Source organism: Streptomyces sp. NPDC053076, from assembly GCF_044546845.1.
Lineage (GTDB): Bacteria > Actinomycetota > Actinomycetes > Streptomycetales > Streptomycetaceae > Streptomyces.
Genome location: NZ_JBITZL010000003.1, coordinates 546,031 through 559,866, shown reverse-complemented (window position 1 = coordinate 559,866; position 13,836 = coordinate 546,031). Strand labels below are relative to the sequence as shown.

14 protein-coding genes and 1 riboswitch are annotated in these 13,836 nt (G+C 71.5%); all 14 genes read right to left on the bottom strand.

Features of this window, described 5'->3' with window-relative positions:
• Positions 1 to 108: 108 nt before the first annotated feature.
• Positions 109 to 1,641, bottom strand: a complete 1,533-nt coding sequence (locus ACIGYR_RS15855; protein WP_399599596.1) for a long-chain-fatty-acid--CoA ligase — start codon at positions 1,639 to 1,641, stop codon at positions 109 to 111.
• Positions 1,642 to 1,660: 19 nt separating this feature from the next.
• Positions 1,661 to 2,188, bottom strand: coding sequence for an FcoT family thioesterase (locus ACIGYR_RS15850; RefSeq protein ID WP_399599593.1), 528 nt, complete (start codon positions 2,186 to 2,188; stop codon positions 1,661 to 1,663).
• Complete coding sequence (locus ACIGYR_RS15845; protein WP_399599591.1) at positions 2,185 to 3,075, bottom strand: TauD/TfdA dioxygenase family protein; 891 nt, start codon at positions 3,073 to 3,075, stop codon at positions 2,185 to 2,187. Before ACIGYR_RS15845 ends, ACIGYR_RS15850 begins: the two co-directional genes overlap by 4 nt.
• Positions 3,076 to 3,097: 22 nt before the next feature.
• Positions 3,098 to 3,337: an acyl carrier protein gene (locus tag ACIGYR_RS15840; RefSeq protein ID WP_391842574.1), complete on the bottom strand. Its 240-nt coding sequence runs from the start codon at positions 3,335 to 3,337 to the stop codon at positions 3,098 to 3,100.
• Entirely contained in the window at positions 3,334 to 4,392 is a 1,059-nt protein-coding gene (locus ACIGYR_RS15835; protein WP_399599588.1) for a beta-ketoacyl-ACP synthase III, read from the bottom strand. Before ACIGYR_RS15835 ends, ACIGYR_RS15840 begins: the two co-directional genes overlap by 4 nt.
• A gap of 157 nt (positions 4,393 to 4,549) precedes the next feature.
• Entirely contained in the window at positions 4,550 to 5,920 is a 1,371-nt protein-coding gene (locus ACIGYR_RS15830; protein ID WP_399599585.1) for an MFS transporter, read from the bottom strand.
• Between the two features lie 58 nt (positions 5,921 to 5,978).
• Positions 5,979 to 6,734 (bottom strand): aspartyl/asparaginyl beta-hydroxylase domain-containing protein, encoded by a 756-nt coding sequence (locus ACIGYR_RS15825; protein WP_399599582.1) that lies wholly within the window; start codon positions 6,732 to 6,734, stop codon positions 5,979 to 5,981.
• 247 nt (positions 6,735 to 6,981) lie between these two features.
• Positions 6,982 to 7,635 carry a sigma factor-like helix-turn-helix DNA-binding protein gene (locus ACIGYR_RS15820; RefSeq protein WP_399599580.1) on the bottom strand — a complete coding sequence of 218 codons (654 nt, stop codon included), beginning with the start codon at positions 7,633 to 7,635 and terminating at the stop codon, positions 6,982 to 6,984.
• 231 nt (positions 7,636 to 7,866) lie between these two features.
• Positions 7,867 to 8,592, bottom strand: a complete 726-nt coding sequence (locus tag ACIGYR_RS15815) for a hypothetical protein (protein WP_399599577.1) — start codon at positions 8,590 to 8,592, stop codon at positions 7,867 to 7,869.
• 190 nt (positions 8,593 to 8,782) lie between these two features.
• Entirely contained in the window at positions 8,783 to 9,319 is a 537-nt protein-coding gene (locus ACIGYR_RS15810; protein WP_399599574.1) for a copper chaperone PCu(A)C, read from the bottom strand.
• On the bottom strand, positions 9,316 to 11,610 hold the full coding sequence (locus tag ACIGYR_RS15805; protein WP_399599572.1) for a heavy metal translocating P-type ATPase: 2,295 nt from the start codon (positions 11,608 to 11,610) through the stop codon (positions 9,316 to 9,318). Before ACIGYR_RS15805 ends, ACIGYR_RS15810 begins: the two co-directional genes overlap by 4 nt.
• The gene (locus ACIGYR_RS15800) at positions 11,610 to 11,852 is read right to left on the bottom strand and encodes a hypothetical protein (protein WP_399599569.1); all 243 of its coding nucleotides are present in this window, start codon (positions 11,850 to 11,852) and stop codon (positions 11,610 to 11,612) included. Before ACIGYR_RS15800 ends, ACIGYR_RS15805 begins: the two co-directional genes overlap by 1 nt.
• A gap of 134 nt (positions 11,853 to 11,986) precedes the next feature.
• Complete coding sequence (locus ACIGYR_RS15795) at positions 11,987 to 12,724, bottom strand: YcnI family protein (RefSeq protein ID WP_399599567.1); 738 nt, start codon at positions 12,722 to 12,724, stop codon at positions 11,987 to 11,989.
• Positions 12,673 to 13,356, bottom strand: a complete 684-nt coding sequence (locus ACIGYR_RS15790; RefSeq protein ID WP_399599565.1) for a hypothetical protein — start codon at positions 13,354 to 13,356, stop codon at positions 12,673 to 12,675. The genes ACIGYR_RS15795 and ACIGYR_RS15790 overlap by 52 nt, the downstream gene beginning before the upstream one ends.
• A gap of 248 nt (positions 13,357 to 13,604) precedes the next feature.
• A riboswitch (cobalamin riboswitch) is annotated at positions 13,605 to 13,811 on the top strand.
• Positions 13,812 to 13,836 lie beyond the last annotated feature (25 nt).

Genomic DNA, 13,836 nt, shown 5'->3' with positions numbered 1-13,836 from the left:
ACGGTTGTTCACCGCGGCGGTGTTCTTCACGGCGGTTGTTCACCGCGGCGGTGTTCTTCACGGCGGTTGTTCACCGCGGCGGTGTTCTTCACGGCGTGCTCGGCGGCCTCAGTTGACCTTGCGGGCGGAGTCGCCCCAGAAGCGGTCTCGCAGTTCGCGGCGGAGGACCTTGCCGCTGGGGTTGCGCGGCACGCGGTCGATGAACTCGTAAGCCGAGGGCAGCTTGAAGGCGGCGAGCCGTGGGACCAGGAAGGTGTGCAGGTCCCGTGGGGTGGGTCCGGACCCGCCGGCCGGGACGACGAAGGCGTGGACCCGTTCGCCCCAGCGCTCGTCGGGCGCTCCGACGATCACCGCTTCGGCCACACCCGGGTGGCTCTCCAGCACGTTCTCGATCTCCGCCGGGTAGACGTTCTCGCCTGCGACGAGGACGGCGTCCTTGATCCGGTCCCGGATGAAGAGGTAGCCGTCCTGGTCGATGTACCCGGCGTCGCCGGTGTGGATCCAGCCGTCGACCAGTGTCTGCGCGGTCATGTCGGACAGCCCCCAGTACTCCACCATCCGGGCCGGGGTGTGCAGGCAGACCTCGCCGATCTCGCCGGACGGCAGTTCCCCGCCCTCGTCGTCGATCACCTTGACCCGGACACCCGGGTAGGGACGGCCCGCGGCCTGCATGCGCGGTCCTCCGGGAACATGGTCGTGCGGTGGGAGACAGACGGCGGTGTTGCCCGTCTCCGTGAGCCCGTAGATCTGCGCGAACTCGCAGTCCAGTACGGCGAGGCTCTTCTCCAGCAGGCTCTCGGAGATCGGCGATCCGCCGTAGACGGTCTTGCGCAGGGTGGTGAAGTCCTGGGCGCCGACTCCCGGTTCGGTGAGCATCATGCGGAGCATGGCGGGGACCACGCAGGCCGTGCTGATGCGGAGGTCGCGGATCAGGTCGACGGCCTGCCGGGCGGCGAAGGCGGGCATCACCACGATCGTCGTCCCGGCGTTGAGGTTCTGCGTGGCCCACCACAGGCCGCCGATGTGGAAGCCGGGGATGCCGACGAGGGCGATGTCGCCCTCCCGCCAGTCGATCCAGTCGAGCCCCTCGCTCGCCAGGGCCTCGCGGATGGCGAAGAAGCTGCGGTGCGCGAGCACGACACCCTTGGGGAGTCCGGTCGTACCGCTGGTGTAGAGCTGGGCGACCGGGGTTTCGGCGGTGACGTGCGTCGTCGTTTCGCCGTCCGGCTGTGCGGCCTTCCACTCCGCGAAGTCCGGGCCGAGGGGTACGACCGTCTCGGGCGGCGCGGTGGGCATGCGCTCGACGACGGGTGCGAACTCCTGCTCCAGGAAGAGGAGTCGGGTTCCGGAGTCCTGGAGGATGTGGCTCACCTCGGGTGCGGTGAGCCGCCAGTTGACGGGCACCAGGACGGTGCCGCTCTTGGCGCAGCCGAGGAGGATCTCGTAGTAGTGCTCGGACTCCTTGCCCAGGTACGCGACGCGGTCGCCCTCGGTGAGCCCGGCGGCCCGGATCGCGTGGGCCGTTCGGCCGCTCTCCCGGTGCAGTTGTCCGTACGTCAGGCTGCGGCCCTCGCAGAGCACGGCCGGGGTGTCGGGTCGGTGGTCGGCGTGGAAGCGGATGGTCTGGACGAGCGTCTCCATGGGCGGTCCCTTCGACGGCTCAGCGGACGTTGACGAATGCGAGCGTTACCCGGCCGTCGCAGCGGCCGCCGTCGGCGTCCCAGTAGCGGTAGGAGGTCTCGGCGTGGAGGAACGGTTCGCCGCCGCCGGGCTCACGCCGGGTGACGGACTGGAACGCCATCTCCCCCAAGAAAGAGCGCGGGTTGACGGGACGCCGGTAGGTGCCCTCGAAGCGGGCAATGAGGATGTCCGGGAGCTGGTGGCGCCAGAAGTCGTCCAGGGTCCAGTCGTCGAGCCCGGCGAGCAGTCCTTCCTTCACGGACTTGGCGACCAGGTAGTACATCATCTGGTTGTAGGCGATGTTCACCTCGACGGAGTTCAGGTGACCGGTGTCGTCGATGTAGCAGGACTCCGGGATGGCGAACTCGCAGCGGGCCGACGTGCCTTCGAGGCCGGAGGTGACGTGGGCGGACTGCAGGTACTTGCAGTGCTCCTTGTACGGCACCAGGACCCGTGCGAGCAGGTCGACGTCGGTGGTGTACGAGCGGTCGACGGCGGGTGTGGTCATGGCAGCCGTATCCCGTCGTGCAGCGCGTGCTCGTCGTGGACGGTGACGCGATAGGAGACGGTCGGTTCCGGGGTGGCCGTGTGCCGGGCGCGATGGATGAGGCTGCGGTTGTCCCAGATCAGCAGGTCGCCCCGCTCGAAGCTCTGCAGGTGGATGTTGTCGTGCCCGAAGGAGTCGTCGAGCTGGCCGGTGGCCTCGAAGAGGCGCTGGAGCAGGTCGTCGTCCAGCGGCTCGCCGTCCGCGTCCTCGATGCCGACGGTGAAGCCCTCGCTGATGTACAGGACCGTTTCACCGGTGAGCGGGTGGACGAAGGTGGTGGGCTGCCGGACGGCCGGCGTCTTGCGCTCGACCTCTTCGAGGATCTCCGAGAGCGGGCGGTAGACGTCGTGCGGGCGGATCTTGAAGTACTTGCGGACCGAGTGCCGGCAGTAGGTGCCGGCGATCTCCTTCTTCAGGTCCTGGGGGAGTCTTTCGTGGGCCCGGCCCATGTCGATGAAGTAGGTGCCGCGGTTCTTCCGGGGAACGACCTGGGGGTGGATCAGGGTGATGCCGAAGGGGTCGGGCATGAACTGGTAGTCGGCGTGCCAGAACTTGCCCGTCTTCGGCACACCTATTTGCTTGCCGTTCTCCGGGACGTTGGAGGAGACGAAGATCTCCTTGATCTCGGGGTGGTGGTACATCGGCTCGTAGTAGGTCTCGGGGCGGCCGAGACGCTTGCCGAGATCCAGGAACTGCCGCGGGGACAGGTGCTGCCCCTTCAGGACGGCGATCTTCTTCGTGTAGACGGTCCGCTTGAGCGCCTCGATGTCCGCGTCGGACGCGCCGGCGTGGTCGAAGTCCTCGACGGTGGCGCCGAGGGCCGAGCCGGGCTGGTCGGTGATCTTCATGGGGGTCTTCCTTCGTCGGAGGTCAGCGGGTCTTCTTGGCGTCGATCAGTGCCGCGGTGCCGCCGAGGGTGAGGGTGGGGCGCAGCTCGCTGTCGTGCACCATGACGCCGAGGTCGCGCTCGATGCGGATGCTGATCTCGACCATCGTGAGCGAGTCGACGTCGAGTTCGGCGAGGGTGGCATCGGGGCTGAGGCGGTCGGTCGGGATGCCGTGCGACTTCGCGAGGATCTCGGTGAGTCGGTCGTAGGTGGAGGTGTTCATGAGGCGGTCTCGTCCCCTTGGTCGTCCGGGTAGGCGGGTATGGGAGGAAGTTCGGGCCAGGTCAGCAGGCAGGAGCCCCAGGTGAGGCCGCCGCCGAAGGCGGTGAGCAGCAGCCGGTCGCCGGGGCGGATGGCCTGCCGGGTGAACGCGTCGGTCAGGGCGAGCGGGACGGAGGCGGCACCGGTGTTCCCGACGGAGTCGACGTGGACGACACAGCGTTCCCTCGGCAGACCGAGGTCGTCGGCTACGGAGTGCAGGATGCGCAGGTTGGCCTGATGGGGCACGAAGTGGTCGACGTCGTCGATCTTCCAGCCCGCCGTGCCGAGGACGGCCCGGGCGGACTCGGCCATGCGGGTCACCGCGTGGCGGTAGACCTCGTTGCCGCGCATGGCGAAGCGCGGGTCGGGGCGCTGCACTTCGCCGCCGGTGGAGTTCCGTCGGGAGCCACCAGCGGTGACCGTGATCAGGTCCTCGTGCGCGCCGTCACTGCCGAGGTCGAAGCGGCCGACCGCGCCGGGGTCGACGGCTTGTCCGGCTCGCAGCACCACGGCTCCCGCGCCGTCGCCGAAGATGATCGCGTTGGCCCGGTCCAACGGGTCCACGATCGTGGAGTAGGTGTCCGCGCCGATGAGGAGGACCCGTTCGGCGACGCCGGACGTGATCAGGCCGGCGGCGGTGGCGAGACCGTACACGAACCCCGTGCACACGGCTCCGACGTCGAAGGCCGCGGCCCCGGCCAGGCCCAGCCGGGCGGCCACGGCGGGCGCGGTGGCGGGGCAGGGGCGGTCCGGTGTCGTCGTGGTGACGATCACCGCGTCGACGGAGCCGCCTCCGGCATGACGCAGCGCACGGCGTCCGGCCTCCACGGCCAGGTCCGAGGTCGCCTGGCCGGGCTCGATGACATGACGGCGGCGGATTCCGGTGCGGGTGCGGATCCAGGCGTCGTCGGTGTCGAGCCGCTCGGCCAGTTCGTCGTTGGTGACGACGCGGGGCGGCACCCAGCCGGCGAGTCCGCACAGGACGGCGGCGGGCGGGCCGGGAGCGATGATGGTCACGGCGGTTCTCCAGGGGTGGGGCCTCCGGGGGTGCCCGGAGGGAGAGGACAAAGGTGGCTCGAGGCGCCCGGGAGTCGCCGGCGCCCGGACGGGACGGGAACGGCAGCAGCCGGGAGTTCCAAAGGCGCCCGGACGGAACGGAGTCGGCGGGAGGGGGCTAGGGGGCTGTGGTCGCTCTGCGTCGGGTGAGGGTCAGCGGCACGATGCAGGCGATTCCGGCCGCCGTCGCGAACACGGCGGCCCTTATGCCGGCCAGCGGGGTGCCGTCCGCGACCTGCGGGCCGGCCGCACCGGCCAGCGCCACCAGCACCGCGAGACCCACCGCGCCACCGACCTGGAGGCTGGCGGAGGCGAGCCCCGAGGCCACGCCCTGGTCGCCGGGTGCGACACCGGCCGCGGCGGTGATCCACATACCGGTCCAGGCGGCTCCCTGCCCCAGACCGAGCAGGACGATGCCCGGCAGCAACAGGGGGTAGGAGCCGTGCTCGGTGAGCGCGAGGCCGAGGGCTGCGGCTCCGGCCGCGCCGAGGGCCATGCCGCCGCCGAGCATACGGCGCACGCCTACTACGGCAACGGCCCGCTCCCCCACCTGGGTTCCGGCAGCGACCACCACGGCCGGGACGAGGAAGGCGAGTCCGGTCGCGAGCGCGCTGTAGCCGCGCACGTTCTGGAAGTAGAGCGTCAGGAAGTACGGGAGCGAGCCGAAGGTGGCGCTGTAGCCCGCGGTCACCGCCATCGCGACGAGGAGCCCGCGGTGCCCGAACAGCCGGGTGGGCACCAGCGGATCGCGCGAGCGCGTCTCGACAAGGGCGAAGAGCGCCAGCAGAGTCAGCGACAGCACCGCGCTCACAAGGACGGACGGGCTGCTCCATCCGGTCGCGGGCGCGTGGACCAACACGAACACCAGGAGGGTTGTGCCTCCGGTGCCGGTCAGCGCGCCCGTCATGTCGAATCTCCGCGCCTCGGTCCGCGGGGCGTCCGCGGGAAACAGCACGCGGCCCGCGCACGCGATCGCCACCGCCACCGGGACGTTGACGAAGAACACCGACGGCCAGCCGAACGCCTCCACCAACACGCCGCCGAGCAGGGAGCCGAAGCAGAGGCCGCCGGCCCCCGCGGCTCCCCATACCGCCAACGCCCTGTTCCGGGCCGGTCCTTCGGCGTAGATCGTGTTGATCAGGGCCAAGGTGGCGGGGAACAGCAGGGATCCACCGACGCCCTGGACGGCCCGCACGGCGACCAGTGCTCCCGGAGTCTCCGAGAACCCGCCCGCCAGCGACGAGCCCGCGTATGTCAGTGCCGCGGCGACGAACATCCGCCGCCGGCCCAGCAGATCCGCGGCCCGGCCACCCAGCAGCAGGAAGCCCCCCGTCGTCACGACGTAGGCGCTCACCACCCACTGCAGGTCGGGTGCCGAGAAGCCGAGGCCGGCACCCATGTCGGGGAGGGCCACGTAGACGATGTTGTAGTCGAGAGCGATGACCAGTTGAGCCAGCGCCAGGACGAGCAGGGGCAGTCGTGCCGACATCGCCCGGTCCCCCTCACCAGCGGAATGAAAACAGCGGTTGGTACGAATACGCGGGCGGTCAAACGTCTGCCATCAGTCGCCTCACCTCCGAGACGAGCACCACCAGCGCCCGCCGCTCCGCACGGGTCGTCTCCGGGTGCCAGAGGTCCACCAGGAGACAGGTGCGCGGCCGGTCTCCGTCATTGCGTGCCTCGTGTTCGAAGGAATAGTCGAAGAGCAGGCAGCGCCCTTCCCGCCAGCAGCGGGTCTCGCCGGCGACGGTGATGCCGCATCCGTCGGGGATGTCCACGGCGAGATGCAGATTGATGCTGAAGTTCCACAGATCGCAGTGCGGGGCGATGGACGCCCCGGGGAGCAGAGTCGAGAAGTGGGATTCCAGGAGAGGGCATATCGTCCCCGTGTCGACGGCGAACTCCTGGAGCACCTTGTGGGCGGTGGGCACGGTGGCGGCCGACTCCGCTACCAGCGCCCCGTCGCGGTAGACGTAGAGAGCCTGCCAGTCCTCCTGCCGGGTCAGGTAGTGCTCGTAGGCGGAGAACCCCTCCCGGTGAGCCGCCCAGGCCGAGTTCAGCTCGTCCTTGATGGCCGGATGAGCGTATTCCAGGGCCTCGACGACCGGGGTCAGTTCCGGATAGGCGTAGGGCTCGTGCCACGGGGTGGGAGACAGTCCGGGCAGGATCCACTTGGCTCCCTTCTGGAGCGGATGCCGGGGGCCGCCCCCTCCGGGTTCCAGCATCCGTTCCACCCTGCTGAGCGACTCAGCACCGTGTTCGCTTCTGATCACCGCGAACGCTCTCTCCATCTCGGGTGTCACGAGGCCCTCCTGACCGATGTCGCGGCCGTGCGTAGTGCCGCGCCGTCGCATCAGTAGTCGGACAGCGGACCGAAGGAGTTCCCGCGACTTTCGGTCAAGTGCTGTGGCCCGGTGCGATGCCATGCCGGCGGGGTGACGTGCCCGTGCGGACGCAAGGGGTGGACAGCGGGCGGTGACCGGCCCACTGGGGCGGGTGCCGACGTCGTCCCCCGCGTTCCCGCGGGGTCGTCGCCGGCACCCTTTACCGTCAGGCCGCCGTGGCGGCCGGTGTGGATGTGCGGCGGACGGGCTTGCGGGCGTCCACGCTCGGGGCGAGTCCCTCGGCCTCGGCGAGCAGGCCCATGAGGGTCATCCGGGCGCGGGCCACGCGGGAACGGACGGTGCCCACGGGACAGCCACCGAGCCGGGCCGCCTCCTCATAGGACAACCCCACCAACTGGGTCAGCACGAACGCCTCGCGACGTGCGTCGGGGAGCCTGTCCAGCAGGTCGAGAAGTGCGACGCCGTCGTCGAAGCCCGGCAGGCCGCACGGCTGGGCCCATTCGACGGCCAGCTGCCAGTCCTGGGTGTCCGCCGTCCGCGGCCGGACGGCGGCGCGGCGGAAGCTGTCGGCGACCGCGCAGCGGGCGATGGAGAGCAGCCACGTCCGGGCCGAGGCGCGCCCCTCGAACCTGTGCAGGCTGTCGAGCGCGCGCACGAAGGTGTCCTGGGCCAGGTCGTCGACGTTCTGCGGATCCGCGCCCAGGTGGGCGACGTAGCGCAGCACGTCGGCGTGCAGGGCGCGCGCGAAGCGTTCCGCCGCGTCCGGGTCACCGCTGCGGGCGGCCAGCGCCCAGGTGGTCGCCGAGGCGTCCGTCGAGGCCCGCTGCGTACGTGGAGCGGGCAGGACAGAAGTGATCACGAGGTGTCCTTCTCAGGTCATCCGGAGCCCGGCCCATGGTGAGGCCGTGGCTCTCCGGCGAGTGGGGTGCGGCCGTACGGGGGTACGGCGGTGCCCGGGGCTCGCGCAGGCTCGTGTGCGTGCGAGCTCGTCAGGAGCTGTCGGCGGCACGGCCGGTGTGTCTTCTCAGGCAGGGGTGAAGACACCCGCTGAGAAGGGAAGAAGAGGGGAGCCCCGGTGGATCCGGCTGTCTCAGACGACAGCGGCACCCACGGGTGGCCCCCGCGAGACGATCGCGTAACAGAGAAGGAGCTGTGCCAGGGGCGGGCGTCCGGCGTCGCGCCCCCTCCGCACGGACGGACGGCACGGCGGCACGGGCAGGGCGAGCAGCATCCGCAGGGGTGCCACCAGGCGAGCGGCCATGGCCCGCAGGATGCGGAAGACCGCGCGTTCGCCGTACGCGAGCCACAGGCCGCACAGGACGGCGGCGAGCAGGTGGGCGGCGAACATGCCGAACGTGGCGCCGCCTCCCATGCTGTGCGCACCGTGCATGCCGGGCCCCGTGTGCGTCATGGAGCCTGCCGCCAGGTGCCCGATGCCCGTCATGTCCATGGCGTCCATGTGCATGGAGCCCATATGCGTAGAGCCCATGTGCATGGAGCCCATGTCCATGGCGCCCATGTCATAGGCCGGGCCGGACGACCCCGCACGCGGCCCGGAGGCGCTCGACTGGGCCAGGGAGAAGGTCTCGTGGAGCACCGTTTGGGCCGCGACCACGGCGGCGACGATCAGCGTGCGTCCGCGCTCACGGCCGGCGAGACACCAGCCACCGACACCCGTCCCGGCGGCTCCCGCCGCCATGGCCCACCACGGCACCGGGACGCCCGACATCATCACGTGGCCGAGGGCGGCGAGCAGCACGCAGGCGGCGGCGAACACACCGGCCCGCAGCGTGCGGCACCACCCACTGACAGTCATGACGTGCCCATCTTCGCACCCGTGGTCCGGTCGTTGTCAGGGGGTACGTACGGATACCGGCCCCCGGACTCAGCCAGAGCAGGGTGACACAGGCCACACCTGTGAGGTGGGAACTCGACGGGCTCCAGCAACGACTTCTGGATAACCACCAGGTGACAGTGGATCGCGGCCACCGGAGGACAACTCGCTCTCAGAACGTGACCGTTCCAGGTCGGACCACGACAGCGGGCAGCTTCACCCGGCCACTCCGGCTGAACGTCAGTGTGAAAGAGACAAGGTCCCCCGCACGCCACTCCTCGGCCGGGACCGCCACGGTCAGATCCACCCCGTAGGGCGACATGGACAGGCCCTCCCCCGCCCGTATCTCGACCGAGTCGATCGGTGCCCGGTCGGCCGTCGCGCCGCCTCTCATACGGTGGCCGGCCAGGCTCACCCCGCCGGGAGCACCGGACGAGGTCACGCCCACCAGCCGGTCGGCCGAGCCGCCCTCATTGGTGATGCGGAAGAAAGCGGCCGTCTCGGCGGAGCCGGCGACCGGAAGGAGCACCCTTCCTTCGGTGACTCGTATGCGGGGCGGGCTGCCCGCGTTGCCCGTACCGACCCAGGCGGTCAGACCCGCCAGGGCCAGGCTCGACGCGGCGACGGGCACCAGAGCGGCGAGCAGGGTGTCGGTCAGCCGCCGGCGATCGGTGAACCGGTCCGGCAGACGGGCGAGGAGTTTGTTCACCGGTGGCCGTCCCTCCCCTGCCGCCGCCCGCGCGCCGGGGCGGGCGACGGCCGCCAGGCGCGCAGGCGCAGACTGTTGCCCACGACCAGCACGGAGCTGACCGACATGGCGGCCGCGGCCACCATGGGGTTGAGCAGACCGACGACGGCGAGCGGCACCGTGACGGCGTTGTAGCCGAAGGCCCACACCAGGTTGGCCCGGATGGTGCCGAGCGTGCGCCGGGCGAGCCGGACGGCGTCCCCCAGGGCCTCGATGTCCCCGCGCACGAGCGTCAGGTCGGCCGCGCCGATGGCCACGTCCGTCCCGCCGCCCATGGCGATGCCCAGATCGGCGACGGCGAGCGCGGCGGCGTCGTTCACGCCGTCGCCGACGACCGCGACCCGGCCGCCCTCCTCCTGCAACCGCCGTACCAGGGCGGCCTTGTCCTCGGGCGTGCAGCGGGCGTGCACTTCGTCGATACCGAGCGTGTCGGCCACGGCCCTGGCGGGTGCCTCTCGGTCCCCGGTGGCGAGCACCGGGCGGATCCCGAGCCCGCGCAGCCGGTGCACGGCGCGGTAGCTGCCGGGCCGGACGACGTCCCCGACGGCGATCAACGCCTCGGCCGTCCCGTCCACCCGCACGAGGACCGGCGTGTGTGCGGCGGTCTCCGCCACGGCGAGGGCGTCCGCCAGCACGGCCGGCAACTCGCCGTCGGGCACCACCACCTCCACCGTACGGCCGTCCACCCGGCCACGGACCCCCCGTCCCGGCGTAGCCGTGAAGTCGCGCACCGCCGGCAGCGGCTCCTCGGCCGCCGAGCGTCGGGCGTGTGCGGCGATGGCCCGCCCGAGGGGATGCTCCGAACCCTGTTCCACGGCACCGGCCAGGCGGAGGACGGCCTCGTGACCGGGGCCGTCCGGGGTGGCCGTGACCCGCGCGACGGTCATGTGACCGCTGGTCAGCGTGCCCGTCTTGTCCAGGACGACCGTGTCGACGTGCTGCAGTGCCTCCAGCGTCTGCGGACCGCTGACCAGTACGCCGAGCTGGGCCCCGCGGCCGGTGGCGGCCATCAGCGCGGTGGGCGTGGCCAGGCCGAGGGCACACGGGCAGGCCACGACGAGTACGGCCACGCACGCCGTGATCGCCGCCTGGGGATCGGCACCGGCGCCGAGCCAGAACCCGAGCACGGTCACGGCGATGGTCAGCACGACGGGTACGAACACACCGGCGACGGCGTCGGCGAGTCGCTGCGCCCGCGCCTTGCCCGCCTGGGCCTGTGTCACCAGGTGGGTGATGCGGGCCAGTTGGGTGTCGGAGCCGACCGCGGTGGCGCGGACGAGCAGCAGACCGCCGGCGTTGACCGCGCCGCCGACGAGGGCCGAACCGGGCCCCACCTCGACGGGCTCGCTCTCGCCGGTGACCAGTGAGAGGTCCGCGGCGGAGCTGCCCTCCACCACCCGGCCGTCGGTGGCGACCCGCTCGCCGGGACGTACGACGAACACCTGCCCCACCCGAAGCCGCCCGATCGGGACGGAACGTTCGCCGTGCCGGTCACGTACGGACACCTCCTTGGCGGCGAGTTCGGCCAGCGACCGCAGGGCCGCTCCGGTCCCCCGCCTGGCCCGCGCCTCCACATGGCGCCCGGTCAGCACGAACAGCGGGACGCCGACCGCGGCCTCCAGATACACATGTGCGGCACCGTCCGAGGCGGACGGCAGCGGACTGAACGGCATCCGCATGCCGGGCTCGCCCGCTCCCCCGAGGAACAGCGCGTACGCCGACCAGGCGAAGGAGGCCACGACGCCGAGCGAGACGAGCGTGTCCATGGTGGCCGCGGAGTGGCGCAGGCCGCGTACGGTCCGCGTGTGGAAGGGCCAGGCGCTCCACACGGCGACCGGAGCCGCGAGCATGAAGCACAGCCACTGCCAGTTGCGGAACTGCAGCACCGGGACCATCGACAGCACCAGAACGGGGACGGCCAGCAGCGCCGTGACCACGAGCCGCTCGCGTTCCTGCCGGATGGCCGCCTCGGCCCCGTCCTCGTCACCTGCCGTCTCCTGGTGCCCGCCGGGCGCGGGAGGCTCGGGCAGCGCCGCCGTGTACCCCGCCTGGGCGACGGCCGCGACGAGGTCGTCCGGCAGGACCACCTCCGGATGGCTGACCCGGGCGCGTCCGGTGGCCAGATTGACCGTCGCCGTGACCCCGTCGAGCTTGGCGAGCTTCTTCTCCACCCGCCGCACGCAGGCGGCGCACGTCATGCCGCCGACCGTCAGGTCTGTGACGACGAGCGGAGCCGGCGGTTCGGCTCCCATCACTCACCGCCCCCGTGCATCCCGGGCATGTCACCCGTGCCCCCGCCGCTCCCCGTACCGCCACCGGTTGCGGCCCCGGTGCCGTGCATGCCGGGTGCCACCGGTCCGGCGGCGGATCCCACGGCGTAGGACACCGAGAAGACCAGCACCAGCAGCAGCACGAAGCCCCAGAGGGCGGGCGGGGGCGTCAGCTTGCGGGGTACGAAGCCCGCGATGCGGGAGGGATGTCGGGACTCGGCCATGCTCGGCCTTCCTGGTCGCGTCGAACCGTCTTACGGCGGTGGGCTGTCGCAGCCGTACCGCTGTAGGAGTCGGACGGACCGGGGGCCGAGTTCCGGCACCGTTTCATGACGTGCGCCACATGACGGACGGCGTGCTACACGTCCCCGCTCCGGCTGGAGCGGGTGCGCACGATGGCGAAGACGGCCGCGGCGAGCCCCAGTACACCCACCACCAGACCGGCGGCGCCGAGAGTCCGGGCGGTCGAGTCGCCGGACGTGTCGGCGTCGGAGCCCGCGGCGTTCCCCGGACGTGCGGACGAGGCCGTGGCAGTGGCATCGCCGTCCGCCGCGTCCTCGGCGGTGAGCTTGAGGACCGGGGCCGGGTTCTCCGGTTCGTCGTCGCCCTGGGCTTCCTCGATCCACCGGACGGTGCTGCCGTCGGAGTAGGTCTGCAGCGTCTTGAAGGTCAGCTCGCCGGTGTCGTCCGGCAGTTGTCCGAAGGCGACGTCGAAGTCCTCGTAGTGGCCGGGGGCGATCTTGCCGCCGGTCCAGGTGATCTCCGAGACGGCGTCGGTGATGGTGCCGTCGTCGGTCTTGACCGGCGTCTTGAGCTTGGTGTCGGTGACCTTCGCGGTCCAGCCGTCCCGCGGGGAGACGAGCACGCCGAGGACCGGGTGGCCGGTGGGGAGGAACACCTGCACCTTGGTGGTGCTCGCGCCGTCCTCCTCGTTCGGCACACGGAAGGTCAGGACACCGTCCGTGGCGCCCTTGGCGTAACTGCCGGGGTGGACGGTGACGTGTGCGGAGGCGACGCCCGCGGCGGCGAGCAGCCCGGCGGCGGTCAGGGCCGTGACGGCGCCGGTGCGGCGCAGGGTGTTGCGGTTCGGGGACATGAGTGGCGGGATCTCCGTACTGAGAGGTGCGGCTGTCGGGGAAGGTTCGGTGGCACCGCCCCTGCCGGCGGCCCCCGCCGATGAACGGCGTACCGCAGCCGCACCCCTCTCAGTGACCATGACCCGGTGCCCGGCGACCGGACCTGCTTCGGTGCGCCCGGCAGGCGCCGTGTCCCTCGGGTCACCTGCCACCAGGCGGCGAGTCCCGGCACGCACGCGACCGCACGGCGCAGCAGCGACCACAGCGCGGCCTCTCCGCGCCGCAACCACCAGGTGAGCACGAGAGCCGCCGCGATGTGCGCGAGGGTCGCGTGAGGTGTCACCGCGTGCGCGTGACCGTGCGCCATCCGCACCCCGTGCACGACCATCGAGTCGTGCTGGGGGCGAGCGGCATGGAACAGAAGGTGCAGCTCGCTCTGGGCGACGAGCGTGGCGCCGCCGATGCCGGCGAGCGATACCTCACGGCCACCCAGCAGACACGCTCCGGCGAAGACGGGCACGAACCCGGCGGCCTGCGCCCACACCGAGGGAGCCGCGCCCGTGGCCAGGGCATGGCCGCCGGTGGCGAGCAGCACGCACAGCGCGGCGAACACGGCCGCGCGCACGCTCCGCACCGCCAGGGACACAGTCATGGGGACAGATGCTGCCATGCGTCCGGGCGACTGTCCTCGCGGCTGAGCATGCGCGTCTGCGCCCGAACGCCGTTCGATCATGTCGTGCCTCTCCCTACGGGCCGGAGACGCAGACCGTTCACTCCTCCGCCCTTCTCCTGTTCCGTCCGGCCGCGTGTCGGGGTGGCGCGAACAACCGATCGGGGCCCTCGGGGCCACGCGCCGGGCGCGAGCTGTTGTGTGCCCCCCGAGCGCCGCCGACCCTCGCTTGTCATCGCCGTTACCTGGGCATTACTGTCACCTTGCCTTGGTGAACGGGAAATCCGGTGTGATGCCGGTGCGGCCCTCGCCACTGTGATCGGGAAGTCCGGCTCCGGCCCTCGCGGGCAGCCACTGGGTCCCCGGACCCGGGAAGGCGGGGCAATGGGCGGTGGTACCCGTGAGCCAGGAGACCGGCCGAGGCACGTCAACCATCCACGAGGTGCTGGAGAGGGTCTGCCG